The organism is Kocuria rosea, assembly GCF_006094695.1.
GTDB classification, from domain to species: Bacteria; Actinomycetota; Actinomycetes; order Actinomycetales; family Micrococcaceae; genus Kocuria; species Kocuria rosea.
Genome location: NZ_CP035103.1, coordinates 2152266 through 2178117, shown reverse-complemented (window position 1 = coordinate 2178117; position 25852 = coordinate 2152266). Strand labels below are relative to the sequence as shown.

At 75.3% G+C, this 25852-nt stretch carries 22 protein-coding genes and 1 pseudogene; 17 read left to right on the top strand and 6 right to left on the bottom strand.

Annotation, left to right across the window (positions count from 1 at the left end; translation table 11 throughout):
- The first annotated feature begins 66 nt into the window (after window positions 1-66).
- Both EQG70_RS10125 and EQG70_RS10120 read left to right on the top strand, forming a co-directional pair.
- Window positions 67-1491, top strand: a complete 1425-nt coding sequence (locus EQG70_RS10125; protein ID WP_138976469.1) for a hypothetical protein — start codon at window positions 67-69, stop codon at window positions 1489-1491.
- A gap of 66 nt (window positions 1492-1557) precedes the next feature.
- Window positions 1558-1761 (top strand): hypothetical protein, encoded by a 204-nt coding sequence (locus EQG70_RS10120; RefSeq protein ID WP_017834330.1) that lies wholly within the window; start codon window positions 1558-1560, stop codon window positions 1759-1761.
- A gap of 112 nt (window positions 1762-1873) precedes the next feature.
- Here the strand turns inward: EQG70_RS10120 and pepN are convergent, their stop codons facing one another.
- A complete protein-coding gene (gene pepN / locus EQG70_RS10115) occupies window positions 1874-4498 on the bottom strand; it encodes an aminopeptidase N (RefSeq protein WP_167508883.1) in 2625 nt (874 codons plus the stop codon).
- Window positions 4499-4637: 139 nt separating this feature from the next.
- Between pepN and EQG70_RS10110 the strand changes: the two genes are divergently transcribed.
- Complete coding sequence (locus tag EQG70_RS10110) at window positions 4638-5096, top strand: DUF2243 domain-containing protein (RefSeq protein WP_035923945.1); 459 nt, start codon at window positions 4638-4640, stop codon at window positions 5094-5096.
- Complete coding sequence (locus EQG70_RS10105; protein ID WP_109222735.1) at window positions 5093-5878, top strand: cytochrome c oxidase assembly protein; 786 nt, start codon at window positions 5093-5095, stop codon at window positions 5876-5878. Before EQG70_RS10110 ends, EQG70_RS10105 begins: the two co-directional genes overlap by 4 nt.
- Before the next feature lie 7 nt (window positions 5879-5885).
- Here EQG70_RS10105 and EQG70_RS10100 read toward each other — a convergent pair whose 3' ends face one another.
- Both EQG70_RS10100 and EQG70_RS10095 read right to left on the bottom strand, forming a co-directional pair.
- The gene (locus EQG70_RS10100) at window positions 5886-6158 is read right to left on the bottom strand and encodes a hypothetical protein (RefSeq protein WP_052132711.1); all 273 of its coding nucleotides are present in this window, start codon (window positions 6156-6158) and stop codon (window positions 5886-5888) included.
- Complete coding sequence (locus EQG70_RS10095; RefSeq protein ID WP_035923943.1) at window positions 6155-6526, bottom strand: hypothetical protein; 372 nt, start codon at window positions 6524-6526, stop codon at window positions 6155-6157. Before EQG70_RS10095 ends, EQG70_RS10100 begins: the two co-directional genes overlap by 4 nt.
- 214 nt (window positions 6527-6740) lie before the next feature.
- Here EQG70_RS10095 and EQG70_RS10090 point away from each other — a divergent pair, with 214 nt between their 5' ends.
- The 9 genes and pseudogenes from EQG70_RS10090 to EQG70_RS10055 all read left to right on the top strand — a co-directional run bounded on the left by EQG70_RS10090 (window position 6741) and on the right by EQG70_RS10055 (window position 17400).
- Window positions 6741-8378 (top strand): carbamoyltransferase family protein, encoded by a 1638-nt coding sequence (locus EQG70_RS10090; protein ID WP_109268965.1) that lies wholly within the window; start codon window positions 6741-6743, stop codon window positions 8376-8378.
- Window positions 8375-10018 carry an HAD-IIIA family hydrolase gene (locus tag EQG70_RS10085; RefSeq protein WP_172604867.1) on the top strand — a complete coding sequence of 548 codons (1644 nt, stop codon included), beginning with the start codon at window positions 8375-8377 and terminating at the stop codon, window positions 10016-10018. Before EQG70_RS10090 ends, EQG70_RS10085 begins: the two co-directional genes overlap by 4 nt.
- A gap of 2 nt (window positions 10019-10020) precedes the next feature.
- A complete protein-coding gene (locus tag EQG70_RS10080) occupies window positions 10021-11124 on the top strand; it encodes a glycosyltransferase family 9 protein (protein WP_109268966.1) in 1104 nt (367 codons plus the stop codon).
- Window positions 11112-12071, top strand: a complete 960-nt coding sequence (locus tag EQG70_RS10075) for a glycosyltransferase (protein WP_109268967.1) — start codon at window positions 11112-11114, stop codon at window positions 12069-12071. Before EQG70_RS10080 ends, EQG70_RS10075 begins: the two co-directional genes overlap by 13 nt.
- Window positions 12068-13246 (top strand): annotated as a pseudogene (locus EQG70_RS18905) (glycosyltransferase); the annotation flags it as partial. The gene EQG70_RS10075 and the pseudogene EQG70_RS18905, both read left to right, overlap by 4 nt.
- Window positions 13247-13387: 141 nt before the next feature.
- Window positions 13388-13927 (top strand): D-sedoheptulose-7-phosphate isomerase, encoded by a 540-nt coding sequence (locus tag EQG70_RS18900; RefSeq protein ID WP_410200000.1) that lies wholly within the window; start codon window positions 13388-13390, stop codon window positions 13925-13927.
- On the top strand, window positions 13924-15336 hold the full coding sequence (locus tag EQG70_RS10065) for a PfkB family carbohydrate kinase (protein WP_109268968.1): 1413 nt from the start codon (window positions 13924-13926) through the stop codon (window positions 15334-15336). The genes EQG70_RS18900 and EQG70_RS10065 overlap by 4 nt, the downstream gene beginning before the upstream one ends.
- Window positions 15326-16321 carry a glycosyltransferase family 9 protein gene (locus tag EQG70_RS10060; protein WP_232035305.1) on the top strand — a complete coding sequence of 332 codons (996 nt, stop codon included), beginning with the start codon at window positions 15326-15328 and terminating at the stop codon, window positions 16319-16321. Before EQG70_RS10065 ends, EQG70_RS10060 begins: the two co-directional genes overlap by 11 nt.
- A 68-nt stretch (window positions 16322-16389) precedes the next feature.
- Complete coding sequence (locus EQG70_RS10055) at window positions 16390-17400, top strand: NAD-dependent epimerase/dehydratase family protein (protein WP_017834317.1); 1011 nt, start codon at window positions 16390-16392, stop codon at window positions 17398-17400.
- 72 nt (window positions 17401-17472) lie between these two features.
- Here the strand turns inward: EQG70_RS10055 and EQG70_RS10050 are convergent, their stop codons facing one another.
- Both EQG70_RS10050 and EQG70_RS10045 read right to left on the bottom strand, forming a co-directional pair.
- Window positions 17473-18405: a glycosyltransferase family 2 protein gene (locus EQG70_RS10050; protein ID WP_109268969.1), complete on the bottom strand. Its 933-nt coding sequence runs from the start codon at window positions 18403-18405 to the stop codon at window positions 17473-17475.
- Window positions 18402-19292 (bottom strand): glycosyltransferase family 2 protein, encoded by an 891-nt coding sequence (locus EQG70_RS10045; protein ID WP_109268970.1) that lies wholly within the window; start codon window positions 19290-19292, stop codon window positions 18402-18404. The genes EQG70_RS10050 and EQG70_RS10045 overlap by 4 nt, the downstream gene beginning before the upstream one ends.
- Window positions 19293-19526: 234 nt before the next feature.
- On the opposite strand from EQG70_RS10045, the gene EQG70_RS10040 reads away from it, so the two are divergent.
- From EQG70_RS10040 to EQG70_RS10030, 3 genes are read left to right on the top strand one after another with little or no spacing between them, the layout of a single operon-like run.
- Entirely contained in the window at window positions 19527-21161 is a 1635-nt protein-coding gene (locus EQG70_RS10040; RefSeq protein ID WP_017834314.1) for a circularly permuted type 2 ATP-grasp protein, read from the top strand.
- A complete protein-coding gene (locus EQG70_RS10035; protein WP_017834313.1) occupies window positions 21155-22081 on the top strand; it encodes an alpha-E domain-containing protein in 927 nt (308 codons plus the stop codon). The genes EQG70_RS10040 and EQG70_RS10035 overlap by 7 nt, the downstream gene beginning before the upstream one ends.
- On the top strand, window positions 22078-22932 hold the full coding sequence (locus tag EQG70_RS10030; protein ID WP_017834312.1) for a transglutaminase family protein: 855 nt from the start codon (window positions 22078-22080) through the stop codon (window positions 22930-22932). Before EQG70_RS10035 ends, EQG70_RS10030 begins: the two co-directional genes overlap by 4 nt.
- Before the next feature lie 59 nt (window positions 22933-22991).
- Here EQG70_RS10030 and glgC read toward each other — a convergent pair whose 3' ends face one another.
- Window positions 22992-24236 (bottom strand): glucose-1-phosphate adenylyltransferase, encoded by a 1245-nt coding sequence (gene glgC / locus EQG70_RS10025; protein ID WP_017834311.1) that lies wholly within the window; start codon window positions 24234-24236, stop codon window positions 22992-22994.
- A 212-nt stretch (window positions 24237-24448) separates the two neighbouring features.
- Between glgC and glgA the strand changes: the two genes are divergently transcribed.
- A complete protein-coding gene (glgA, locus tag EQG70_RS10020) occupies window positions 24449-25642 on the top strand; it encodes a glycogen synthase (protein WP_031283439.1) in 1194 nt (397 codons plus the stop codon).
- The last annotated feature ends 210 nt before the right edge of the window (window positions 25643-25852 follow it).

Sequence of the window (25852 nt, the reverse complement as noted above, 5' to 3'; positions counted from 1 at the left end):
ACCGGGCGGACCCCGGTGACCGCCCGGGACGAGAGCCGGACCGGGACCCCCGAAGGAGGCGCGCGGATGCCCCAGGGCCAGGACCTCCCGCCCGAGCCGGACCGCCCGGCGGTGGACGTCGACGTGCTGCGCACGCTCTTCCTCAGCCCCGGCGACTGGATCCACCGGCGCGTGGAGTCCGTGCTGATGAGCCCCGACGGGGTCACCCGCCGGAAGGTCTCCCTCGACGTCGACCTCGCCGCGCGCGCCCCGTGGCCGGCCGACGCCGCCGGCCGGCTGCTGGTGCCCGTGACCATCCAGGCCAAGCAGCCCCTGCGCAACTTCGACGCCGTCTGCCAGGGCGACCCCGTCCCGGTCCTCAGCACCGAGGACAACGGGGCGCTCGCCGAGCTGCTGCTGCGCGGACTGATCCCGGAGCAGCTGCCGCTGGCCGAGGCGGCCGTCCTGGCGGACGACCACGTCCCGGCGATCGTGCACGCCCCCGAGCTGCTCGTGGAGGACGCCCTCGACGGGTTCTGGGCCTACTGCGAGCACCTGCGCGCCGTCGTCCAGGAGCTCGTCGACCGGGGGCGGCTGCCGGCGGAGGACGCCGAGCACTGGGAGGCCGACCTCGCCCTGTTCACCACCGTGGCCGACCAGCTGGCCCGCGGCTTCCTGCTGACCTTCGCGCTGCCCGCCGAGTTCGCGGGGCGCCGGCTCGTGCTCAAGTACTCGATGGACGAGCAGTACGCCGCCGGCCGGAGACCGCGCGCCCGGGACCGGCTGCGGCACTGCTGGATGCCCTGGGTGGGTCGGGTCGGCCTGCACGACCTCGCGTCCTGCCGCAGCTTCCACCTGGAGCTGACGGTGCCCCCGGAGGTCCGGCTGCACGAGTTCACGGTCCTCTCGCACGAGGGCGGGCGCCCCGGCGGGCCGGGCGGCTCGCACCGGGCGGTGGACCGGGTGCTCGCCGAGGACCGCGCCGTGCGGCGGTGGCCCGGGGCGGTGCGCGGCCACCTGGCGCTGCGGCCCACGTCCCGGTTCGACGACGCCTTCTGCGAGATGGTGATCCTGCCGGCCCGGCAGGGGATCACGGCGTTCGCCTCCGTGGCGGTCAGCCTCATCACCGCGGTCCTGCTGCTCGTGGGGCTCGTCGCCACCGTGCGGGAGCACGTCCTGGGGCCGGGCTGGCAGGTGCCCTCCGCGGCGGCCTCGATCGTGATGTCCGTGGTGGCGGTGCTGCTGTCCTGGATCAACCGGCAGCCCGAGCACGACATCTCCGTGCGCGTGATGCGCCCCCTGCGCTACGCGCTGAACCTGGAGGCGCCGGTCATGCTGATGCTCGCCGGCGCGGCCTCCGTCCCCTTCACCCCGGTGGCGGCCGCGGCGTACTGGTCGGTGCTCGTGCTGCTGCACGTGCTGTCCCTCGTGCTCGTGGCGCGCACCTGGTGGGTGCGGCGGTCCGTGGACCGGGGCTGGTTCACGTCCCGGGCGCGGCGGCACGGCCGATGACCGGCGGCGCTCTGTTCAGTGGGGCGGCGGCCTCCTACACTGGAGGTGTCACGGAAAGGATCCACCATGGCCTATGACGCCCGGACCGGTCCGCAGGCGCCCCAGCCGCGCCGCGAGCACCGCAACGACTCCAAGGTGAACCTGCTGCAGCTGGGCAACTCGTCGATGTCGCTCGGCCAGAGCCTCGACCGGCGGGTCTTCAAGTCCAACGAGGACGCCCAGCGCGCCGTCGACCGCGTGCTGCGCCGCTCGGGGCGCCCCGCCACCTGAGCCCGCGCCGCCCGGAACCGCCGGGTCCCCCGGACCGTCGCAGTCCCCCCGGTGCGCACCGGGGGGACTGCTGTTGCCCGGAGGACCCGGGGCCGGCCTCGGCGTGCGGGGGTCAGGGGCGCGCCGCCGCCTGCGCCCGCAGCGCCCGCAGCAGGTGGTCCCGCTCCTCGACCAGGATCCGGCGCAGGGCGGCGGGCGCCCCGGCGTGGTTGCTCAGCCACAGCTCCGTGCGGGCGAGCACCGGGTGGTGCTCGGGGTCGTGCCCCGGCTCGAGATCGGCGCCGGCGGGGTAGAGCCCCTGCACGATGCGGGTGGCCATCCCGATGGACCGGCGCGCCCACACCTCCTCCAGCATGGCGAAGTACCGCTCCCGGTACGGCTCCACCAGCTCCGCCGGGCCCAGCTGGAAGCCGGCGACCGTGGCGCTCAGCAGGTCGTTGGACAGCTCGTCACCGGTGATCGCGTCCCAGGCCTCCGCCTTGGCCCGGGGGAGCGGGCGGGCGGCGCGGGCCCGGGCCCAGCCGACCTGCCCGGTGCGGGTCCGGTCGGCGGCGCGCTCCCGTTCCAGGGCGGCGTCCAGGACGGGGTCCTCGCCGTGGCCGGTGGCCGCGAGCGCCGTCCACAGCGCCCAGCGCAGGTCCGAGCCCAGCCGCAGCCCGGGCAGCGCGTCCCGCCCGCCCAGGAGGTCGCGCAACCATCCGGCGTGGCTGCCGTCGCGCCGGGCCGTGCGGGCGGTGAGCCGGGCGAGGGCCAGCTGCCGGTCGCTGCCCGGATCCGCCCGGCGCAGCTCCCGGACGGCGGCGTCGAGCAGCCGGCCCCGAAGCCGGGCCCGCCGGGCGGTCGGGGTGAAGCGCTCGACGGCCTCCACGGCGTGGTCCACGGCGGTGGAGAACATTCCGGTCTGCGGCTCGGCGAAGCCGTGGTCCAGGACGGCGCCCACCCAGTCCCCGGGGTCGAGCTCGGCGTCCCGGGTGGCGTTCCACAGCCCCGACCACAGCTGGGCGCGGGCCATGTCGTCCTCCACGGAGGACAGGGAGCTCAGGGCCGTGGTGAGCGAGAGCGGGTCCAGGCGGGTCTTGGCGTAGGTGAGGTCCTCGTCGTTGACCACCAGCAGCGGCGCGGTCGAGCCCACGAGCTCGGGGACCTCCACGGAGGACTCGGCGGGCAGGTCCACGCTGACCGTGCCGGTGCGCACCAGGACGTCCCCGGGACCGCGCTCGTAGCCGCCGAGCAGCAGCCGGTGCGGGCGCAGCACCCCGGCGCCGGGGTCCTGGAGCAGCGCCGCGAAGGTGACGGTGCCGTCGTCGTCCCGGGCGAGGTCCAGGGCCAGCGAGGTGACGCCGGAGGTGCCCAGCCAGGACTCCGCCCAGCCGCGCACGTCCCGCCCGGAGGCCTCCTCGAGCACGGCCAGGAAGTCCTCCAGGGTGGTGGACCCGTAGGCGTGGCGGCGGAAGTAGGCGCGGCACGCGTCGACGAACGGGCCGTAGCCCACGAACGCCACGAGCTGCTTGAGCACCGCGGCGCCCTTGGCGTAGGTGATGCCGTCGAAGTTCTGCCGGGCGGCCTCGAGGTCGTGGATGTCGGCGACCACCGGGTGCGTGGTGGGCAGCTGGTCCTGCCGGTAGGCCCAGGCCTTCCGGCGGTCCGCGAACGCGATCCACGCCTCCTCGAAATCCGTGGCCTGCACCGACGCGTGCGCCCCCATGAACTCGGCGAAGGACTCCTTGAGCCACAGGTCGTCCCACCACGTCATCGTGACGAGGTCCCCGAACCACATGTGGGACATCTCGTGCATGAGGGTGTTCGCCCGCCCCTGGTACTGGGCGCGGGTGGCCCCGTCCGGGAACAGGTACTCCTCGGTGAAGGTCACCAGCCCGGGGTTCTCCATGGCACCCAGGTTGTACTCGGGCACGAACGCCTGCTCGTACTTCCCGAACGGGTACGGGTAGCCGAACAGCTCGGTGAAGAACGTCAGTCCCTGCCGGGTGAGGTCGAACAGCTCGCGGGCGCCGGTGGCCGCGTCGAGGTGCTCGGCCAGCGAGGCGCGGCAGTACAGGGCCAGCGGCACGGACATGCGGCTGCCGTCCTCGAAGGAGTGCCGCCACTCGCCCGCCACCCGGTGGTACGGGCCCACCAGCACCGTGGTGATGTACGTGGAGATCCGCTCCGTGGGGGCGAACTCGTGGCGCACCGCCCCGGGCCGCTCGGCCTCCGGAGCGGGGGACGCCGCCATGCGCACCCCGTTGGAGGAGACCTGCCAGCCGTCCGGGGCCAGGACCGTGAACCGGAAGGACGCCTTGAGGTCCGGCTGCTCGAAGTTCGCGAAGACCCGGCGGGCGTCCGCCGGCTCGTACTGGGTGTACAGGTAGACCCGGCCGTCGGCCGGGTCCACGAACCGGTGCATCCCCTCCCCGGAGCGGGAGTACAGCCCCCGCCCGGCCACCGTGACCTCGTTGGCCGCCTCGAGGGACGGCAGCCGGATCCGGGCGCCCTCCACGACGTCGTCCGGGTCCAGCTCCCGGCCGTTGACCGTCACCGACTCCACGGAGCGGCCGATGAAGTCCAGGAACGTCTGGGCGCCCTCCTCCGCGGCGAAGCGCACCGTGGTCACGGACCGGAACGAGTCCGCCTCCGGGTCCGGCGCGGTGGACAGGTCCAGCAGGACGTCGTAGCTCTCCACGGCGACGAGCTCGGAACGGTCGGCGGTCTCGCGGCGGGTCAGGTTGTCGTTGCGCACCGTGCCATTGAACCACCCGGGCCGGTCCGCCCGCCGGGCCCTGCCGTGCCGGGCCGCGGACAATCCGGGTCTGGACGGCCGGGCCCCGGGCGGCCGTAGGCTGGGTCGCAACCCCGCCCGCCCGCACCAGGAGGACACCATGGCCGACCAGGACCGCCGGACGGTGATCGCCGGCGCGCTGCTGGGGGCGGGCATCGCCGCCTCCGTGGTGGACCTCGCCGTCTTCCACCTGCTCCTGCACTGGCACCACTTCTACGACCTCTCCACCACCGGTGTCGCCCTCGCCTCGGACGGGCTCTTCCACGCCTTCGGCTGGTTCGTCACCGTGGGCTCCCTCTTCCTGCTGGCCGACATCCGCCGCCGCGGCGCCATGTCCTGGGGCCGCTGGACCGGGGGGCTGCTCGCGGGCCTCGGCGCGTTCCAGCTCGTCGACGGCGTGGTCCTGCACAAGGTGCTCAGGATCCACCAGATCCGCTACGACGTGGACCTGCTGGTCTACGACGCCACCTGGATCGGCACGGCCGTGCTCGCGCTCGCCGCGGGACTCCTGCTCCTGCGCCGGACCCGACCGCACCGGACCGACCGCCCGCGCCGATGACGCACGACCACGGGACCACCGGCTGGGCGCTCTTCGACGCGACCGTGCTCGCCCTGCTCGTCCTGGCCGCCGCCGGCTGGGCCGCGGGGCTGTGGGCGGCACGGCACCGCGACCCGTGGCCGGCGCACCGCACGGTGCTGTGGTTCGCGGGACTGCTGTGCGCCGGCACGGCGCTGGTCGGGCCCCTGGCCGGGGCCGCCCGCGCCGGCTTCACCGCCCACATGGCGGGACACCTGCTGCTGGGGATGGCCGCCCCGCTGCTGCTGGTGCTCGCCGCCCCCGTGACCCTGGCGCTGCGCGCGCTGCCCGTGGCCCGGGCCCGCGCCCTGTCCCGTCTCCTGCGCACGCCGCCCGTCCGGGCGGTGACCCGTCCGGTGGTGGCCGGGACGCTCAACGCGGGCGGCCTGTGGGTGCTCTACACCACCGGGCTGTACGGCACGATGCACGCCTCCGTGGCCGTGCACGCGGCGGTGCACCTCCACGTCCTCCTCGCGGGCTGCGTCTTCACCGCCGCCGTGGTCGGGGTGGACCCGGACCCGCACCGGGGCTCCTTCCGCGTGCGGGCGGCGGTGCTGGTCGGCTTCGTGGCGGTCCACTCGGCGCTCGCCAAGCACCTGTACGGGCACCCACCGGACGGGGTCGGGGCGTCGGACGCCCGCACGGGGGCGCAGCTCATGTACTACGGCGGGGACGTGGTGGACGTGGCCCTGATCGTCGTGCTCTTCGCCCAGTGGTACGCCGCCGGGCGGCCCCGCGTCCGGGCGGCCCGGTCCGCCGCCTGAGAAGCGCTCACGCCCCGGGGGCCGCGTCCCGGCGGGCCTCGAGCTCCGCCACGAGCTCCTCGTGGCGGTCCTGGGTGACGGGGTGGGGGCCGTCGGTGTTGAGCAGGTACTCGTGCTCGAGCTGGCAGACCACCCGGCTGTGCAGGACCTGCAGCTCCACGAGGGGGAGCGCGGAGAGCTCCGCGGGGAAGTCGCAGTCCGGGCTCAGGCACGTGCCGCAGTCCCGGGTGCCCCCGGCGCCGGTGCCGGCCGGTGACGTGGCGACGTCGACGCCGCTCACGCCGCCACCCCGCCCGGCTCGGCGCCGTTCCAGCGCGCGGGTGCCGGCGCGGGCGCACCGGCCGTGGGGCGGGCCGCCTCGGCGAGGCCGAACGGCGCGGGCCGGGTGAGCACCCGGACGGCGCCACCGGACTCCGGGAGGGGGTCGTGGTCGAGGGACCACCGCAGCAGGTCCAGACCGCCCGGGTCCACGTGCTGGGCGCCCGTGAGGTCCACGACGACGGCCGCACCGGGCACCAGGGTGCGGGCGCGGGCCACGAGGGGGGTGAGGACGCGGTGGTTGCGCTCGGTGAGATCGCCGGTGACCACCAGGTGCACGCACCGGGTGTCCAGCTCGATCTGCACGACGACGGACAGGGAGTGGTCCATGGAGGGGTCCTTCCACGACAGGACGTCACGGCCGGCTGCTCGACCCGTGCCATCGAGCCTAGACGCCCGTGACGTGGGTCACCAGTTGCTGTGCCGACTCGTTATGGGACGTGACAGTGCTGCTGGTCCGCCCGCCGAGCGGCCGGGGCGACGCCCGGGGGCCGACACGAGATGTATATCAGCCGCCTGATCGTTTTGTGCCATACTCCGGTTCATGAACTACCTGGGCATCAACGCGATTTTTCATGACCCCGCGGCGGCTCTCGTCGTGGACGGCAGAGTGGTGGCGGCGGCGGAGGAGGAGCGCTTCTCCCGCCGAAAGCACGGCAAGCGCCCCGTGCCGTTCTCGGCGTGGGAGCTGCCCGAGCAGGCCATGCACTGGTGCCTCGCCGAGGCCGGGCTCACGCCCGCCGACCTGGACGCCGTCGGCTACTCCTTCGACCCTGCCATCGCCGCCGAGATGCCGGACGACCCGTACGACCCGGTGCGCGTGGACTACGCCCGGCGCGCCGCCGGGTTCCTGGCCGAGGCGCTGCCGGGCCTGGACCGCGACAAGGTCCGGTTCGTGGAGCACCACGTGGCCCACGCCGCCTCCGCCGGGCTCGCCGCCCCCACGCGCACGAGCAGCGTCCTGGTGGTCGACGGCCGCGGCGAGGCGCACTCGCACCTGGCCGGCCGCTACCGGGACGGGGAGCTGGAGATCCTGCACCGCCAGGCCCTGCCCGAGTCCCTCGGCCTGCTCTACGAGTCCCTCACCGACCACCTGGGCTTCCTGCGCTCGAGCGACGAGTTCAAGGTCATGGCGCTCGCCTCCTACGGAGAGCCCCGCTTCCTGCCCGAGCTGCGCGAGATCGTCCGTGCCACGGGCGACGGCGGCTTCCGTGCCCAGGCCCCCGACTGGACCCGCTTCGCGCCCCGCCGGATCGACGACGGCACCTGGGGCGGCGACCACGCCGACCTCGCCGCCTCGGTCCAGGCCGTGGTCGAGGAGGTTCTGGTGGACCTCGCCACCTGGCTGCACGGGCAGACCGGGGACACGGTGCTCACCATGGCCGGCGGCACAGCCCTGAACTGCGTGGCCAACTCCCGGATCTGGCGCGAGACGCCCTTCGAGGAGGTCTGGGTCCAGCCCGCCTCCGGGGACTCCGGGACCGCCCTCGGCGCCGCCCTGCACCTGGCCCAGGAGGCCGGGGACCTCGGCGCGCCCCAGCCCACCGCGGCCCTCGGGCGCAGCTGGTCCGGCGAGGAGCTCGCGCAGTGGCTGAGCACCGCCCAGGTGCCCTTCACCACCCCGGAGGACCTCGCCGGCGAGGTCGCCGACATCCTCGCCGGCAACGGCGTGATCGCCTGGTTCGAGGGCCGCAGCGAGTTCGGGCCCCGGGCGCTGGGCCGCCGGTCCCTCCTGGCGAACCCGATCCACCCCGACAACCTCGAACGGCTCAACGACGTCAAGGGCCGCGAGCAGTTCCGGCCGGTGGCGCCCATGGTCCTCGAGGAGCGCGCCGCCGAGATCTTCGGCGGCGGGCCGCTGCCCAGCCCCTTCATGCTCTTCGTGCACGACGTGGCCCCCGAGTGGCGCGAGCGGATCCCCACGGTCACCCACGTGGACGGCACCGCCCGGATCCAGACGGTCACCGACGAGGACAACGCCGGGATCGCCGCGCTGCTGCGGGCCTTCGACGAGCGCACGGGCGTGCCCGTCGTCGTCAACACCTCGCTCAACACCGCCGGCCGGCCCATGGTCGACGACCCGCGCGACGCCCTCGAGCTCTTCGGCTCCGCTCCGGTGGCCGCGCTTGTGCTCGGCCCGCACCTGGTCCGCCGCGCCGCCTTCTTCGAGGGGGCCGAGTGACGGCCGCGCCCACGACCTACGCCGTGGTCGTCCCCTCGATGGGACGGCCGAGCCTGCAGTGGCTGCTGGACACCCTCGCCGCCCAGGACGTCGACGCGGACCACCCGGGACCGCTCGAGGTCGTGGTGGTGGACGACCGGCCCGGCGACGTGGAGCCGCTGCGGCCCAGCGTGCCCGGCACCGTGGCCTGGACCGTGCGCACCGTCCGCGGCTACGGGCGGGGCCCGGCCGCCGCGCGCAACCGCGGCTGGCGGGTCGCCCGCCGCTCGGGGGCGCAGTGGGTCGCCTTCCTCGACGACGACGTGGAGCTGCCGGCCGGCTGGGCGCAGCGTCTGGCCGAGGACCTCGCCGCGTGCGGCCCGGAGGTCGGCGCGACCCAGGGCCGGATCGACGTCCCCCTCCCGGGCTCCCGCCGGCCCACCGACTGGGAGCGCAACACCGCGTCCCTGCAGGACGCGGACTGGGCGACCGCGGACATGGCCTACCGCACGGCCGCGCTCGAGGCCGTCTCCGGCTTCGACGAGCGCTTCCCCCGGGCCTACCGGGAGGACGCCGACCTCGCGCTGCGCGTGCGCCGGGCCGGGTGGCAGCTGGTGCGCGGGCAGCGCCGGATCACCCACCCCGTGCGTCCCGCCGACGACCTCGTGAGCCTGCGCGTGCAGGCCGGCAACGCCGACGACGCCCTGATGCGCCGGCTGCACGGGCCCGACTGGCGCCGTGCGGCCGAGGCTCCCCCCGGGGGCTTCCGCTGGCACGCCGCGACGGTCGCCGCCCTGGGCGCCACGGGCGCGGGCGCCGGCGCGGCGCTCACCGCCACCGCCCTGGGACACCGGCCCGCCCGGCGCTCCGCCCTGGCCGCGGCCGGCGCCGGCGCCGCGGCGTGGGGCTGGCTGACCGGCCGGTTCGTGCTGCTGCGCACGGTCCCGGGGCCACGTCCCGGCGACCCCGAGTTCCTGCCCGAGCTCAGCCGCATGGTCCGCACCAGCGTCACGATCCCCGTGGCCGCCGTGCGGCACAAGGCGCGTGGCTGGTGGCGGCACCGGGGGACCGGGCCCTGGCCCGTCCCGGTGCGCGCCGTGCTCTTCGACCGGGACGGCACCCTGGTCCACGACGTGCCCTACAACGGCGACCCGGACGCGGTCGAGCTGGTCCCCGGGGCCCGGGAGGCGGTCGACGCCGTGCGCGCGGCCGGGCTGCGGGTGGGCGTGGTGTCCAACCAGTCCGGCATCGGCCGCGGCCTGCTGACCCGCGAGCAGGTCGACGCCGTCAACGCCCGCGTGGCCGAGCTGCTCGGCCCCTTCGACACCTGGCAGCTGTGCCCGCACGCCCCCGAGCAGGACTGCACGTGCCGCAAGCCCCGGCCCGGCATGGTGCTGGCCGCGGCCGCGGAGCTGGGGGTGGACCCCTCCGAGTGCGTGCTCGTCGGCGACATCGGCGCGGACGTGGAGGCCGCCCAGGCCGCCGGCGCGCGCAGCGTCCTGGTCCCCACGCCGGTGACCCGCGAGGAGGAGGTGGCGGCCGCCCCGGTGGTCGCCCGGACCCTGCGCGAGGCCGTCGCCGCCGTCCTGGCCCCCGCGGCGGACGGGGGGACGGCCGCCCGGCCCGACGCCCGCCCGGTCTCGGCCGGGGCCCGGGGCTGATCGTGGGCCGCACCCTCGCCGTCCGCCTCGACTCGGACGGGGACGTCCTGCTGACCGGGCCCGCGGTGCGGGCCCTGGCCCGGCTGGGGAACCCGGTGGACCTGCTGGCCTCCCCGTCCGGTGCCGCGGCCGCCCGCCTGCTGCCGGACGTGGACGAGGTCCTCGAGTACTCGGCGCCGTGGTCGGGCTTCCGGCCCCCGCCCGTGGACCGGGAGACGACCGAGGACCTGGTGGACGCCCTCGCCGCCCGCGGCTACGACCTCGCCGTGGTGTTCACGTCCTTCCACCAGAGCCCCCTGCCCATGGCGCTGCTGGCCCGGCTCGCCGGGATCGACCGCGTGGTCGCCACGAGCGAGGACTACCCCGGGTCGCTGCTGGACGTCCGGCACCGCCGCGCGGACCCGCCCGGCGGGGGCCACGAGGTCGAGGCGGCGTGTGCGCTCGCCGTCGCGGCGGGCGCCCCCGAGCCCGCCGCCGCCGACCTGCGCCTGGCCGTGCGCCGCCCGCTCCCGCAGCTCCCGGCCGAGGTGTCGGCGCTGCCGGACGGGTTCGTGGCGCTGCACCCCGGCGCCTCGGTCCCGTCCCGCGGGCTCACCGCCGAGCACGCCGGGGCCCTCGCGGCGGGACTCGCCGCGGCCGGGCGCCCGGTCGTCCTCACCGGCGGGCCGGGGGAGCGGGAGCTCACCGCGGCTGCCCGCGCCGCGGCCCGGGAGGCCGCCCCGGACGGCACGGTGCTGGACCTCGCCGGCCGGACCGACCTGCCCGGCCTGGCCGCCGTGCTGGACGCCGCCGCGTGCGTCGTCGTCGGCAACACCGGACCCGCGCACCTGGCCGCGGCCGTGGGCACCCCGGTGGTCTCCCTCTTCTCCCCGGTCGTGCCGCCCGAGCGCTGGGCGCCCTGGGGCGTGCCCGTCGTGCTGCTCGGGGACCAGGGCGCGGCCTGCCGCGGCTCCCGCGCCCGCGACTGCCCCGTGCCCGGCCACCCGTGCCTGTCCTCCGTGCCCCCGGCGGCCGTGCTCGCGGCCGTCGAGGAGCTCGTGCACGGCGCTCCCGGGGCCCTCGCCACTGTTCCCGAACCGGAAGGAGGACGCGGGTGCGCATCCTGACCTGGCACGTCCACGGATCGTGGACGACATCGTTCGTGCACGGTCCCCACACCTATCTGCTGCCCGTCGTCGCCGACCGCGGCCCCGACGGCCGCGGCCGGGCCGAGACCTGGGACTGGCCGGCGGCCGCCGTCGAGTGCACGCCCGAGGAGCTGGCCGGCACCGCGTTCGACGTCGTCCTGCTGCAGCGGCCCCACGAGCTGGAGCTGCTCGAGCGGTGGACCGGGCGCCGGGCGGGGAGCGACGTCCCGGCGGTCTACGTGGAGCACGACACCCCGCGCGGGCCCGCCGTGGCCACCCGCCACCCCCTGGCCGGGCGCTCCGACATCCCCGTGGTCCACGTGACGCACTTCAACCGGATGATGTGGGACAACGGGGACGCGCCCACCGAGGTCGTGGAGCACGGCGTCCTGGACCCCGGACCGCTCTACACGGGACGCACGGCCAGCCTGGCCGCCGTGGTCAACGAGCCCGTCCGGCGCGGGCGGATCGCGGGCACCGACCTGCTGACCGCGCTGGCCCGCGAGCTGCCCGTGGACGTGTACGGCATGGGGATGGACCAGCTCGCCGAGCAAGCGCCCCACATGGCCGGGCGGCTGCACGAGAACTATCCTCAGGAGAAGCTGCACGCGGCGCTCGGCGAGCACCGGGCCTACTACCACCCCTACCGGTGGACGAGCCTGGGCCTGGCGCTGCTGGAGGCGATGACCATCGGGATGCCGGTGCTCGGGCTCTCGACCACCGAGGCGCCCCGGGCGGTCCCGCCCGGGGCGGGGCTGCTCTCCAACGACCCGGAGGCCCTCGCCGCCCGCGCCCGGCACTGGCTGGACGATCCCGGTGCGGCGGCCGCCGCGGGCGCCGCCGCCCGCGAGCACGCCCTGGAACACTACGGCGCGGACCGCTTCCTCGCGGAGTGGGACCGCATCCTGGAGAAGGTGACAGCATGAGAATCGCAATGGTCTCCGAGCACGCCAGCCCGCTGGCCGCGCTCGGCGGGGTCGACGCCGGGGGGCAGAACGTCTACGTGGCCGCCCTCGCGGCGGGTCTCGCCCGGCTGGGCCACGACGTCGTCGTGTACACCCGCCGCGACGACGCCCGGCTGCCCGACGTGGTCGAGCTCGCCCCCGGGGCGCAGGTGGTCCACGTCCCGGCGGGCCCCCCGAGCCTCCTGCCCAAGGACGACCTCGCCCCGTACATGGACGAGTTCGGCCGCTGGCTCGCCCGCGACTGGGCCCACCGCGGGGTCCCCGACCTCGTGCACGCCCACTTCTGGATGTCCGGGATCGCGGCCCGCCGCGCCGCGGAGACGATGCAGATCCCGGTGGTGCAGACCTTCCACGCGCTCGGGGCCGTCAAGCGCCGCCACCAGGGCGCGGCCGACACCAGCCCCACCGGCCGGCTCGCGGCCGAGAACGAGCTCGTCGCCGCGGCGGACCTCGTCCTGGCCACCTGCCGGGACGAACAGGCCGAGCTCCTGGCCCTCGGCGGGGACCCCGCACGGATCGACGTGGTCCCGTGCGGCGTGGACCTCGACGCCTTCGTCCCCGTGCCGCCGCCCGCCGGCGACCGGCGGCCCCGGATCGTGGCGCTCGGCCGGCTCGTGGAGCGCAAGGGCGTGGACGTCGTCGTGCGCGCCCTCGCCGAGCTGCCGGACGCGGAGCTCGTCGTGGCCGGCGGCCCCGCCCGCGCCGAGCTGGACCGGGACCCCGAGGCCCTGCGGCTGCGGGCGCTGGCCCGGGAGCTCGGCGTGGCCGAGCGCGTGGAGCTGCTCGGCCGCGTGGACCACGACGACGCCGCCGCGCTGCTCGCCACCGCGGACGTCGTGGCCTGCACCCCCTGGTACGAGCCGTTCGGCATGGTCCCGCTCGAGGCGATGGCGTGCGCCCGCCCCGTGGTGGGCAGCGCCGTGGGCGGGCTGCTCGACAGCATCGAGGACGGCGTGACCGGCCTGCACGTGCCCCCGCGGGACGTCGCCGGGACCGCGGCCGCCCTGCGCACCCTGCTGGCGGACCCCGAGCTGGCCGCCCGCATGGGGCGCGCCGGGCGGGAGCGCGTGGAGCGGCTCTTCGGCTGGCGGCACGTGGCCCAGGAGACCGAGCGGTCCTACGCCCGCGTCGCCGCCCGGCACCGCCGGGAGCACCCGCCGCTGCTCCGGCAGACCGAGAACTGGCTCGGGGCCCACCTGGACGAGCTGTCGGTCGCCGCGGGCGAGGCCGCCCAGCACGCCGGCGTGGTGGACCGGTGGGGCGCCCGCCTGGCCGGGATGCTCACGCACGGCGGACGCGTGCTCGCCGTGGGCAACGGCGGCAGCGCCGCGGAGGCCCAGCACTTCACCGCCGAGCTCGTCGGCCGCTTCGTCGACGACCGGCGGCCGCTGTCCGCCGTGTGCCTGTCCGCGGAGACCTCGAGCCTGACCGCCATCGTCAACGACTACGGCGCGGAGGAGGTGTTCGCCCGCCAGGTCCAGGCGCACGGGCGGGCGGGCGACGTGCTCGTGGTGCTGTCCACCAGCGGCCGCAGCCCCAACGTCCTGGCGGCGGCCGACCGGGCGCGGGAGCACGGCCTGCACGTCTGGGCGCTCACCGGCCCCGGCCCCAATCCGCTGACCGAGCGGGCGGACGAGTCCCTGACCGTCGACGCGTCCAGCACCTCGGTGATCCAGGAGGTCCACCTCATGCTGCTCCACGCCGTGTGCGCCGCGGTCGACGCGCGCCTCGTCCCGCCTCCTGACGCCGGCCCGGCCGTGCGAGGGGCCTCCGGCGCCCGGGCCGACGGGGCGGCCGTCCGGGCGGGGGTCGCATGAGCCCCGTCCGCATCGTCGTGGTCGGCGATGCCCTCCTGGACCGGGACGTCGACGGCACGTCCACGCGCCTGAGCCCGGACGCCCCGGTGCCCGTGGTCGACGTCGGTGACGTCTTCGCGAGCCCCGGCGGCGCCGGCCTGGCGGCGCTGCTGTGCGCCCTGCCGCCCGCTGTGGGCCCCGTCCCGGTGGAGGTCACGGTGACCCTGCTGGCACCCGTGGCCGCCGACGCCGCCGGCCACGAGCTCGCCGCCGCCCTCGGGGAGGTGGCCCTCGAGCGCCTCGGCCACGAGGGCGGGACCCGCACCAAGACCCGCATCCGCAGCGCCGGCCAGACGCTGGTGCGCGTGGACGAGGGCGGGCCCGGCACCCCGGTGGGCGTCTCGGCCTCGCACGTCTCCGCGGTCCTCGCGGGCGCGGACGCCGTCCTTGTGTCCGACTACGGGGGAGGCGTCACCCGCGACCCCGCCGTGCGCGCCGCCCTCGCGGAGCACGCCCGGACGGGCACGGTCGTCTGGGACCCCCACCCGCGCGGCGGGGAGCCGGTCCCCGGCTGCGCCCTGGTCACCCCCAACGCGGCCGAGGCCGCCGCCGCCCTGGGTGCCCCCGCGTCGACCGGCGCCCGCGAGCTCGCGGGCCCCCTGCGCGAGCGGTGGTCGGCCCGTGCCGTGGCGGTGACGGCCGGGGCCGAGGGCGCCCACCTCGCGACCGCCACGGGCACCGAGCTGGTGCCGGCCGCTCCCGTGCGCAACACCGATCCGTGCGGGGCAGGGGACCGCTTCGCCTCGACCGCGGCCCTGGCCCTCGGCGCGGGCACGGACGTGACCACGGCCGTGGAGTCCGCCGTCGAGGCGGCCGGGCAGTGGGTCGCCGCCGGCGGCGCCGCCACCTTCCGCACCCGCCGCGCCCAGGGCGACCAGGGCCGCGCGCGCCTGCACCCCGGTGCCGAGCGGCTGCCCCGGGAGGTCCAGGACCTGCTGGTGGACGTGCGCGCAGCGGGCGGCACGGTCGTGGCCACGGGCGGCTGCTTCGACGTCCTGCACGCCGGACACATCGCCTCCCTCGACGCCGCGCGCCGGCTCGGCGACGCGCTGGTGGTGCTGCTGAACTCCGACGACTCCGTGCGCCGGCTCAAGGGCCCGGGCCGGCCGGTGGTCGGCCAGGAGGACCGCGCCCGCGTGCTGGCCGCCCTGCGCAGCGTCGACGCGGTCGTCGTCTTCGACGAGGACGACCCCCGCGCGGCCCTGTCCGTCCTGCGCCCCGACGTGTGGGTGAAGGGCGGCGACTACACTCCCGAGCAGCTTCCCGAGGCCGTGGACGTGCGCGGCTGGGGCGGGGAGGTCACCGTCCTGCCCTACCTCTCCGGGCGCTCCACCACGGCGATCCTCCAGCGGGCCGGCCGTGAGGGCTGAGCCCCGCGGCCCCCGCACTGTGGACCCGGGCGAGGTCGGACCGGGCGACGTGCTGGTGCTGCGCGCCCTCGGCCTGGGCGACGGCCTGACCGGCGTGGCGCCCCTGCGCGGGGTCCGGCGCATGCTGCCCCGGCACCGGCTGGTGCTGGCCGCGCCCGAGGGCATCGGCACCTGGCTGGCCGAGCTGGGCGTGGTGGACGCGGTCCTGCCCACGTCCGGGCTCGGCCCGCTCCCGCCGCTGTCCGGCGGGCACGTGGCGGTCAACCTGCACGGGCGCGGTCCGCGCAGCCACGAGTTGCTGCTCGCCACCGGCCCGGAGCGGCTCGTCGCCTTCGCCGCCGCCGGGCACGCCGGCCCCGCGTGGCGGGCCGACGAGCACGAGGTGCACCGGTGGTGCCGGCTGGTGCGCACGGCGGGGGGACCCTGCGGCCCCGAGGACCTGCTGCTGCGCGAGCACGCTCCGGCGCCCGACGGTGCCCCCGTGGTGATCCATCCGGGGGCCGCCTCCGGCGCCCGCCGCTGGCCCGCGGCCCGCTGGCGGACCGTGGCGGAGGCCCTGGCCGCGGACGGCCACCGGATCGTGGTCACCGGCTCCGCCGCCGAGGCGGAGCTGGCCGCGACCGTCACCGGCGGGCTTTCCTCGGCGGAGAACCGGTGCGGCCGGCTCTCCCTGCCGGAGCTGGCCGCCACGGTGGGGGGCGCCGCCGCGGTGCTCAGCGGCGACACGGGCGTCGCCCACGTGGCCACCGCTCTGGCCGTGCGCTCCGTGGTCCTCTTCGGCCCGACGCCGCCGGCCCGGTGGGGCCCCGCGGTGGACCCCGGGCTGCACACCGTGCTGTGGCACGGTGACCCGGCGGCCGCGACGTGGGGCGATCCGCACGCGGACGCCCTGGACGCCCGCCTCGCCGCCGTGACGGCCGACGAGGTCCTCGCCGCCGCCCGCGCCCAGCTCGCCCAGGGCGCCGGGGTCCCGGCCCGGCCCTGAGGCCCGCCGCCCACCACCCGGCCCGTTCGCCGAGCCGTTCCCATCCGACCCGATCCGTCAGGAGCACCGTGAATCCCACAACGAACGCGACCACCGCCGCGAGCGCGACCCGTCCGATCCGCCGGGCCGTGGTGACCGGGGGGACCGGCTTCCTGGGCAGCCACCTGTGCACCGAGCTGCGCCGCCGGGAGGTCGAGGTGGTGTGCCTCGACAACTTCCTCACCGGCTCCGCGGCCAACATCGGCCACCTCGTGGGCGACCCCGGCTTCCGGCTCGTCCAGTGCGACGTCACCGACTACGTGCACGTGCCCGGGGACGTGGACCTCGTCCTGCACTTCGCGTCCCCGGCGTCCCCGATCGACTACCTGAAGCTGCCCATCCACACGCTCAAGGTCGGCTCGATCGGCACCCACCACGCCCTGGGCCTGGCCAAGGACAAGGGCGCCCGGTTCGTGCTGGCCTCCACCTCCGAGGTGTACGGCGATCCGCAGGTGCACCCGCAGGCCGAGAGCTACTGGGGTCATGTCAACCCGGTGGGCCCGCGGGGGGTCTACGACGAGGCCAAGCGCTTCGCGGAGGCCCTGACGGTCGCCTATCGCGCCGAGCACGGGGTGGACACGGCCATCGTGCGGATCTTCAACACCTTCGGGCCCCGGATGCGGCCCTTCGACGGCCGGGCGATCCCCACGTTCATCCGCCAGGCCCTGGCCGGTGAGCCCCTCACCGTGGCCGGGGACGGCACCCAGACGCGCTCCGTCTGCTACGTCTCCGACCTCGTCCGCGGCATCCTCGCCCTGGCCGACAGCGGGCACAGCGGGCCCATGAACATCGGCAACCCGCACGAGCTGTCCGTGCTGCAGATCGCCCACGACGTCATCGCCGCGACCGGCACGTCCTCGGGGGTCGAGTTCGTCGAGCGTCCCGTCGACGACCCCATGGTGCGCCGCCCGGACACCACGCTCGCGACCGAGGTCCTGGGCTGGGCCCCGGAGGTCCCGTGGCCGGTGGGGCTGGAGCGCACCGTCGAGTGGTTCCGGGAGGGCGCCGGCCTCCCGGAGACCGCCGTGCGGGCGCGCTGAGCGCGCGGGCCCGGCCGCGGCGGCCCGGCGGGGCGCTCCACCGGCCGCTCCGCCGTCCGGTCCGCCGGGCGCTCAGCTGACGTAGCGGCGCGCGGCGCTGGCGCGCTGCGACTCCTCCAGCGCCCGGAACCGCCGCTCGACGCGCTCGGGCAGGGGCCGCCGCTCGCGCAGCACCCACGGCGCACCGCGCAGGGCGTCGAGCAGGGCCAGCGCCGTGACCCGGTCCCGCGGGGCGGCGCCGACCACGTCCCGGGTCCGGCGCAGGGCCGCGCGCAGCGGGCGGCGCAGCCAGATGAACCACAGGGTGTTGCGCAGTCCGTGCCGGCGCCGCAGGTGCGGGTCCCGGACCGTGGAGGCCTGGTGGTGGACCACCACATCGGGCAGGTGCACGAGCTCCCACCCCGCGGTCGCGAGGTCCGCCGCCAGCAGCTCCTCCTCACCGCCGAGCCACAGCCGCTCGCTGAACCCGCCCACCTCGCGGAACGCGGTCCGGCGGACCACGGAGGCCCCCGCCAGGAAGCTGCCGAGGGCGGGGCCGGGCATCCACGCGGGACCCTCGACGGGCGAGTGCAGCAGCTCCGCGTTGATCGCGTCCTCCCGGGACCCGGGCTCCACGAGGATCCTGCCCGTGACCACGCCCAGCCGCGGGTGAGCCTCCAGCGCGTCGGCCGCCCGGCGCAGGGACCCGGGCTCCCACCAGGTGTCGTCGTCGCAGAAGGCCACGAACGGTGCGTCCACGCGCTCCAGTGCGACGTTGCGGCCCACGGCCCCGAGGTTGACGGGGCTCGCGACGAGCTCCGCCCAGGGGTGCCGCTCGCGGATCGCGTCCGCGGTGCCGTCCCCCGAGCCGTTGTCGACGACCACCACGTGCGGCCGTTCCGGGAGCTCCCGCAGCCGGGCCAGGGCCAGCAGGGCCTCCTCCCGGCGGTTGTAGGTGATCATCACGACCGCCACGCGCGCGTCGGGGCCGGTCGCGGGCGGGGGTGCGGGGGTGGTCTCGGTCACGGGCTCTCCTCCGGTGCGGCGGGATCGGCGGGGGCGGGGCCGTGCAGCAGCGCGAGTGCGGCCTCCGTGGTCGGGGACACCCGGTGCCGGGCGCGCAGCGCGGCCGGGGTGCGGGGGAGGGCGCGGAGCAGACCGCGGCGCCCCGTGCGGCCGCCGCGCAGCGCCTTCCGCAGCTCGTGCGCCACGACCCGCCAGGGCCGGCGCAGGAGCACGGTGAGCAGGTGGCTGCGGACGAGCGCGACCTGCCGGCGCTCGTCCGAGCCCCGGTGCGGCGAGGGGTGGTGGTGGGCGCGGATCTCCGGCACGTAGGACAGCCGCCAGCCGGCGTCGAAGAGGTCGAGGGCGAGGCGCTCCTCCTCGCCGGGGAAGCGCACGACGTCGTCGAAGCCGCCGGCCGCGAGGAACGCCGAGCGGCGCACGATCGCCCCGCACGCGACGAAGCCGAGCAGCGCCGGGCCGGGGGCCCCGGTGGGGATGCCCAGCGGGGACGCGGCGAGCACGGCGTTGAGCGGGTCCGGGCGCTCCTCGGGGCCCACGGCGATGGACCCGGCGATCAGGCCGAGCCGGGGGTGGGCGTCGAAGACGGCCGCGGCGCGGGCGAGCGCCCCGGGGGCCCACCACGAGTCGTCGTCGGCGAAGGCCACGTAGGGGGTGCGGGCGAGCCGGACGCCGACGGTCCGGGCCACGGCCCCGACGTTGCGGGGCAGCTCCAGCACCTGCACGTGGGGGTGGGCGGCGCGCACCGCCTCGGCGGAGCCGTCCGTGGAGGCGTTGTCCACGACGACGACGGGCCCCTCGTGCCGGCCCAGGTGCGCCACGAGCTCCTCCCGGCGGTTGCGGGTGGCCACGACCACCGTGACGCGGCACTGGGGGTCCGGGGCGTCCATCGTGTCCTTCCGTCGGGTCCGCCGCGCCGCGGCGGCGGTCGCGGTTGCGGTCGCGGGCCCGCCTCCCGGCGGACACGCCCTCCCATCGTAGGGGCACGTCCTCCGGCCCTCCGGCGCACGGCGCGTGACACAATCGGGAGGAGCCTCGGCCACCGGGTTACCGCTGCGAAATACGGCCCGTCCATACTGCACACACTGCCCGCCCCGACCCCGAAAGGCATGTGATCGCCCGACATGTCCGACCTGTTCGAGAACTACGCCGCCGACATGGCCGTGGCGGCGGCCTACGACGAGATGTACACGCCGGACCGGCAGGTCCGCCCCGGCTACGACCGCATCGGCGGTGTCCTCGACGACCTCTCGCTCAGCGACGTCAACACCCGCGCCGACTCCATGGCCCGCTCCTTCCTCGACCGGGGCGTGACCTTCGACTTCGCGGGTGAGGAGCGGCCCTTCCCGCTCGACATCGTGCCCCGGGTGATCACCGCCGGGGAGTGGGACGTCATCGAGCGCGGCGTGAAGCAGCGGGTCCGGGCACTGGAGTGCTTCCTCGACGACGTCTACGGGGAGCAGCGGGTCGTGGCCGACGGGATCGTGCCGAAGGCGCTGATCACCTCCTCCGCCCACTTCCACCGGAGCGTGTGGGGCTTCCGGCCCCCGGGCGGCGTCCGGATCCACGTGGCGGGCATCGACGTGGTCCGGGACCAGCAGGGCGTGTTCCGGGTCCTGGAGGACAACGTGCGCGTGCCCTCCGGGGTCTCCTACGTCATCGAGAACCGGCGGGCCATGACCAAGGGCCTCCCGGAGGCCTTCATGTCGCAGCCGATCCGCGCCGTGGAGGCCTATCCCCGGCACCTCTACAAGGCGCTGCGCGCCACGGCCCCGGAGGCCGCCGAGGACCCCGTGGTGGTGGTCCTCACCCCGGGCGTGTTCAACTCCGCCTACTTCGAGCACACCCTGCTGGCCGGGCTCATGGGGGTGGAGCTCGTGGAGGGCCGCGACCTCGTGGTCCGCGGCGACAAGGTCTACATGCGGACCACCGACGGCGAGCAGCGCGTGGACGTGATCTACAAGCGGATCGACGACGAGTTCGTCGACCCCCTGCACTTCCGCTCCGACTCCGCGCTCGGCTGCTCCGGACTCGTCAACGCGGCCCGCGCCGGGAACGTGACCATCGCCAACGCGATCGGCAACGGTGTGGCCGACGACAAGCTCACCTACTCCTACGTCCCCGACCTCATCCGGTACTACCTCGACGAGGAGCCGGTGCTGCCCAACGTGGACACCTACCGGCTGGAGGAGGACGAAGCCCGCGCCTGGGTGCTCGCGCACCTGGACGAGCTGGTCGTCAAGCCCGTGGACGGGTCCGGCGGCAAGGGCCTGGTCATCGGCCCCCAGGCCACCGCGGCGGAGCTCGAGGAGCTGCGGGCGAAGGTGCTGGCGGACCCGCGCGGGTGGATCGCCCAGCCGGTGCTGCAGCTGTCCACCGTGCCCACGTTCGCGGACGGGGAGTTCAGCCCCCGGCACGTGGACCTGCGGCCCTTCGCGGTCAACAGCGGCGAGGAGGTCTACGTGCTGCCCGGCGGGCTGACCCGGGTGGCCATGCAGAAGGGCTCACTGATCGTCAACTCCTCGCAGGGCGGCGGCTCGAAGGACACCTGGGTGCTCGGCCAGCCGCAGACCCAGGACCTCGACCCCGGCCAGGCCCCGCCCCCGGACGTCGACTCCTCGGTGCACACGTGGCCGGTCTCCGCGTCCTGGCAGGACGAGGGCGACAACGGCCAGCAGCAGCAGCAACAGCAACAGGCCGTGACCACCACCGCGGGCACCACCGCGACGACCCGCACCGGAGAGGGGCCCACATGCTGAGCCGCATTGCCGAGTCCCTGTTCTGGATCGGCCGCTACGTCGAGCGGGCCGACGGGGTGGCCCGGATCCTCGACGTCCACCTGGAGCGGATCACCCAGCTGCCCGTGGGCGAGCAGGAGGCCGAGGTGCGCCGGATCATGGCGGTGATGGGCGTGGAGCCCGGGGACGGCGACTACAGCGTCCGGTCGATGATCCACGAGCTCGCGTGGAACAAGGACTGCCTGACCTCCATCTCGGGCTCCCTGCACGCCGCCCGCGAGAACGCCCGCCGCGCCCGGGAGACCGTGTCCTCGGCCATGTGGGAGTCGCTCAACTCCACGTACTACGGCCTGGGCCAGCACCGCCGCGACGTCGTCGGCACCTTCCGCGTCTGCCACTGGACCATCGAGCGGATGGCCACCGTGCGCGGGCAGACCCAGATGACCATGTCCCACGACGAGTCCTGGATGTTCCTGTCCCTGGGCGCGGCGATCGAGCGGGCGGACATGACGTCCCGGCTGCTGTGGACCCGGTCCACGTCCACCTCCGGCATGTCGTGGGTGTCGATCCTGCACTGCGCCGGCGGGTACGAGGCCTTCCTGCGCACCCGCTACGGCACGTTCAGCGACGAGTCCGCGACCGAGTTCCTGCTCCTGGACCGGCTCTTCCCCCGCTCGATCCTGCACGCGCTGACCACGGCGGAGGAGATCCTCGTGGGCCTGGAGCCGGGTCTGCAGCGGGTCGGGTTCAAGGACGACGCCCGGCGGATCATCGGCGAGGCGCGCACGGCGCTGGAGTTCCACCACGCGGAGGACCTCATCGCGGTGCTGCCCGAGCACCTGAACAACGTCCAGGCCGCGTGCGCGAGGGCGTCGGAGGCCGTGAGCACCAAGTACTTCTCGCACGCCGTCGAGGCGTCCTGGTTCGGAGGCATGCTGTGACCCGGCTCAAGATCGACCACGTCACCCGCTACGACTACAACGACAACGTCTCGAAGTCCTACAACGAGGCCCGGATGACGCCCCTCTCGGACGACGAGCAGATTGTGCTCGAGGCGGAGCTGACGCTGAGCCCGGGGACCGCCACGGTCAGCAACTACCGGGACTACTGGGGCACCCGGGTCGCGGCCTTCGACATCCAGGGCCGGCACCGGCACCTGGAGGTCCGCTCCTCGGCCACGGTGGAGGTGCACCGGCGGCCCGGCGACGAGGTCGCCGACGGGCTGAGCTGGGAGGAGCTGGCGACCCCCGAGGTCCTCGACGCGGTCTCCGACCACGTGCCCCAGACCCCGCTCACCCGGCTCGGGCCCGAGTTGGAGAAGGTCGCCGAGGAGATCCGCAAGGAGGCGGCCGACCCGGCCGCGGCGGCCGCGGCGATCTTCCGGGGCATCGCCTCGCACATGCAGTACGTGCCGGGGGTCACCGGGGTGCACACGGACGCCGAGGCCGCCTGGCGGGAGGCCAAGGGCGTGTGCCAGGACCTCGCGCACGTGGCCATCGGCATGATGCGGCACATCGGGATCCCGGCCCGCTACGTCTCCGGGTACCTGCACCCGGACTACGAGGCGGGCATCGGTACGACCGTGCCGGGGGAGTCCCACGCGTGGGTGGAGTGGTGGAACGACCGCTGGTACGCCTACGACCCGACCAACCACACGCGGCTCACCGACTTCCACGTCACCGTGGCCCGGGGTCGCGACTACACCGACGTCACCCCGCTCAAGGGCATGGTCACCGGCGGCGGCGGCACCTCGGGGCTGCAGGTCCAGGTCGAGGTCACGCAGACCGCGTGACGACGGCGGGGCCGCCCACCTCCCCGAGGTGGGCGGCCCCGCCGTGACGGGTGGGACTCCTAGCTCTCGAAGCGGAAGTTCTTCGGGGCGACCGTCAGCCCGGAGGGCGTCACGGTCAGGCCGCGGGCCCGGTCCTGCTCCGCGTCCACGCCGACCTTCACGCCCGGGGGCACCACCACGTTCTTGTCGAGGATGCACCGCTCCACCACGGCACCCTCGCCGATCTGGACGTTGGGCAGCAGGATCGACTGGTTGACGGTGGCGTCGTTGTTGACCAGCACCTTCGGGGAGAGCACCGACTCGGTCACGCGCCCGCCGGTGACCAGGACGCCGCGCGAGAGGATCGAGTCCGTCGCGATGCCGCCCTCGCCCCTCGGGCCGCGCACGAGCTTCGCCGGCGGGGCCTGCATCTCGTTGGTGTAGAGCGGCCAGGCGTAGTTGTACAGGTTGAACACCGGCAGCGGGCGGATCAGGTCCATGTGGGAGTCGTAGTACGAGTCCAGGGTGCCGACGTCGCGCCAGTACTGCCGGTCCCGGTCCGTGGAGCCCGGGACGTCGTTGTTCGTGAAGTCGTAGACGGCGGCCTCGCCGCGGTCCGCGAACCACGGCATGATGTCCCCGCCCATGTCGTGGCTCGTGTCCTCCTTCGCCTCGTCGGCCCGCAGGGCCTCGACGAGCGCGTCGGTGTCGAAGACGTAGTTGCCCATCGAGGCGAAGAAGGCGTTGGGGTCGTCCGGCAGGGGGGCCGTGCTCTGGGGCTTCTCCACGAAGCGGGTGATCTTCGTGACGTCCTCGGGGTCCGTCTCGATCACGCCGAAGGACGTCACCATCTCCATCGGCTGGCGCACGCCCGCCACGGTGGCGCGGGCTCCGGACCGCACGTGGAAGTCCACCATGTCGGAGAAGTCCATCCGGTACACGTGGTCCGCGCCGACCACCACCACGATGTCCGGCTTCTCGTCGTCGATGAGGTTCATCGACTGGAAGATGGCGTTGGCGGAGCCCAGGAACCACTCCTTGCCGCGCCGCTGCTGGGCCGGCACGGTGACCACGTAGTTGCCCAGCTGGGCGGACAGGCGCCAGGTCTGGGTGACGTGCTGGTCCAGGGAGTGCGACTTGTACTGGGTGAGCACCACGACCTGGAGATAGCCGGAGTTCACGATGTTGGACAGCGCGAAGTCGATCAGCCGGTAGCCGCCCGCGAAGGGCACCGCGGGCTTGGCGCGGTCCTCGGTGAGCGGCATCAGGCGCTTGCCCTCGCCTCCGGCCAGGACGATCGCGAGAACCTTCTTACGGTGGGGCATGGGAACCTCTCTGTCTTCTTCGGCAATCGGGCGCAACATCTCCGCCTCGCGGTGCGGAACCACTCGACAGGCGCCTTCATTGTGTCTTAACAGCCGCGCAGGGGAGTGACCGCTCGCACAGGAGTCCTGATGTGTCTCCCGGAACGGCGCGCACGGATCCCGGCGCGCGATTCCCCGTGGCACCGTGCCGATCCTGCAGTACGCTCGGAACCGTGCGAGTAGATATCTTGTCCAAGGAGTTCCCGCCCGAGATCTACGGCGGCGCCGGAGTCCACGTGTCCGAGCTCTCGCGGGTCCTGGCCCCGCTCGTCGACCTGAGGGTGCGGTGCTTCGGTGCTCCGCGCGAGCCCCGGGTCAACGGCGTCGAGGTCCAGGCCTACCCCGTGCCCGCGGACCTGGCCGGCGCCAACGCCGCGATCCAGACGCTGGGGGTGGACCTCGCGATGATCGGCGACATCGCCGGCGCGGACCTGGTGCACTCCCACACCTGGTACGCCAACATGGGCGGGCACCTCGCGTCGCTGATGTACGGCATCCCCCACGTCCTCTCCGCCCACTCCCTCGAGCCCCTGCGCCCGTGGAAGGCCGAGCAGCTCGGCGGCGGGTACGCGGTCTCCTCCTTCGTGGAGAAGACCGCCTACGAGGCCGCCGCGGCGATCATCGCCGTCTCCGACGGGATGCGCCAGGACATCCTCCGGTCCTATCCGGACGTCGACCCCGACCGGGTCCGGACGGTGCACAACGGCATCGACGTGAGCCAGTGGGTGCGCGACGAGGGCACCGACGTGCTCGAGTCCTACGGCATCGACCCGGCCAAGCCCTCCGTGGCGTTCGTGGGCCGTGTCACCCGGCAGAAGGGCGTGCCGTTCCTGCTGCGCGCCGCGGCCCTGCTGCCCGAGGACGTGCAGCTCGTGCTGTGCGCCGGCGCCGCCGACACCCCGGAGCTCGGGGCCGAGGTCAACGCGCTCATCGACGAGCTGAGGGCCACCCGGTCCGGGGTGGTGCTCATCGAGAAGATGCTGCCGCGCCGCGAGATCGTCCAGATCCTCTCCGGCGCCACGGCCTTCGCCTGCCCGTCCGTGTACGAGCCGCTCGGGATCGTCAACCTCGAGGCCATGGCCTGCGGCACCGCCGTGGTCGCCTCGGCCACGGGCGGCATTCCCGAGGTCGTCGTCGACGGGGAGACGGGCCGCCTGGTCGCCATCGAGCAGGCCCAGGACGGCACCGGCACGCCGGTCGATCCCGAGAAGTTCGTGGCCGACTTCGCCGCCGCGCTGACCGAGGTGGTCTCCGACCCGGTGCGCGCCCGGGAGATGGGCGCCGCCGGCCGGCGCCGCGCCGAGGAGCACTTCGCGTGGGAGTCCATCGCCGAGCGGACCCTGGAGGTCTACCGCTCCGTCCTCTGAGTCGCCGCGGCACCGCACGCCCTCGGCGGGCGGTGCCGGCGCCGGACGGTGAGAGGCGGCGGCCACCGTGGTCCCGTGGGAGAACGGGGCGGCGGCGGCCGCCGCCGGCACAGGTGAGGGGGGTCCCCGGCCGTGTCGAGGGTCCCTGGCACCGGCGGGGACGGGGGGCTCCCCGGTGGCGCGAACGCAACCCTCGAACGAGCATCGCCC

What these genes read in the sequence shown, in the direction of transcription:
- EQG70_RS10125 (WP_138976469.1), top strand. Translation starts at nt 67, where the DNA reads ATGCCCCAGGGCCAGGACCTCCCGCCCGAGCCGGACCGCCCGGCGGTG.
- EQG70_RS10120 (WP_017834330.1), top strand. Translation starts at nt 1,558, where the DNA reads ATGGCCTATGACGCCCGGACCGGTCCGCAGGCGCCCCAGCCGCGCCGC.
- EQG70_RS10110 (WP_035923945.1), top strand. Translation starts at nt 4,638, where the DNA reads ATGGCCGACCAGGACCGCCGGACGGTGATCGCCGGCGCGCTGCTGGGG.
- EQG70_RS10105 (WP_109222735.1), top strand. Translation starts at nt 5,093, where the DNA reads ATGACGCACGACCACGGGACCACCGGCTGGGCGCTCTTCGACGCGACC.
- EQG70_RS10095 (WP_035923943.1), bottom strand. Translation starts at nt 6,526, where the DNA reads ATGGACCACTCCCTGTCCGTCGTCGTGCAGATCGAGCTGGACACCCGG.
- EQG70_RS10090 (WP_109268965.1), top strand. Translation starts at nt 6,741, where the DNA reads ATGAACTACCTGGGCATCAACGCGATTTTTCATGACCCCGCGGCGGCT.
- EQG70_RS18900 (WP_410200000.1), top strand. Translation starts at nt 13,388, where the DNA reads ATGCTCACGCACGGCGGACGCGTGCTCGCCGTGGGCAACGGCGGCAGC.
- EQG70_RS10065 (WP_109268968.1), top strand. Translation starts at nt 13,924, where the DNA reads ATGAGCCCCGTCCGCATCGTCGTGGTCGGCGATGCCCTCCTGGACCGG.
- EQG70_RS10045 (WP_109268970.1), bottom strand. Translation starts at nt 19,292, where the DNA reads ATGGACGCCCCGGACCCCCAGTGCCGCGTCACGGTGGTCGTGGCCACC.
- EQG70_RS10040 (WP_017834314.1), top strand. Translation starts at nt 19,527, where the DNA reads ATGTCCGACCTGTTCGAGAACTACGCCGCCGACATGGCCGTGGCGGCG.
- EQG70_RS10035 (WP_017834313.1), top strand. Translation starts at nt 21,155, where the DNA reads ATGCTGAGCCGCATTGCCGAGTCCCTGTTCTGGATCGGCCGCTACGTC.
- glgC (WP_017834311.1), bottom strand. Translation starts at nt 24,236, where the DNA reads ATGCCCCACCGTAAGAAGGTTCTCGCGATCGTCCTGGCCGGAGGCGAG.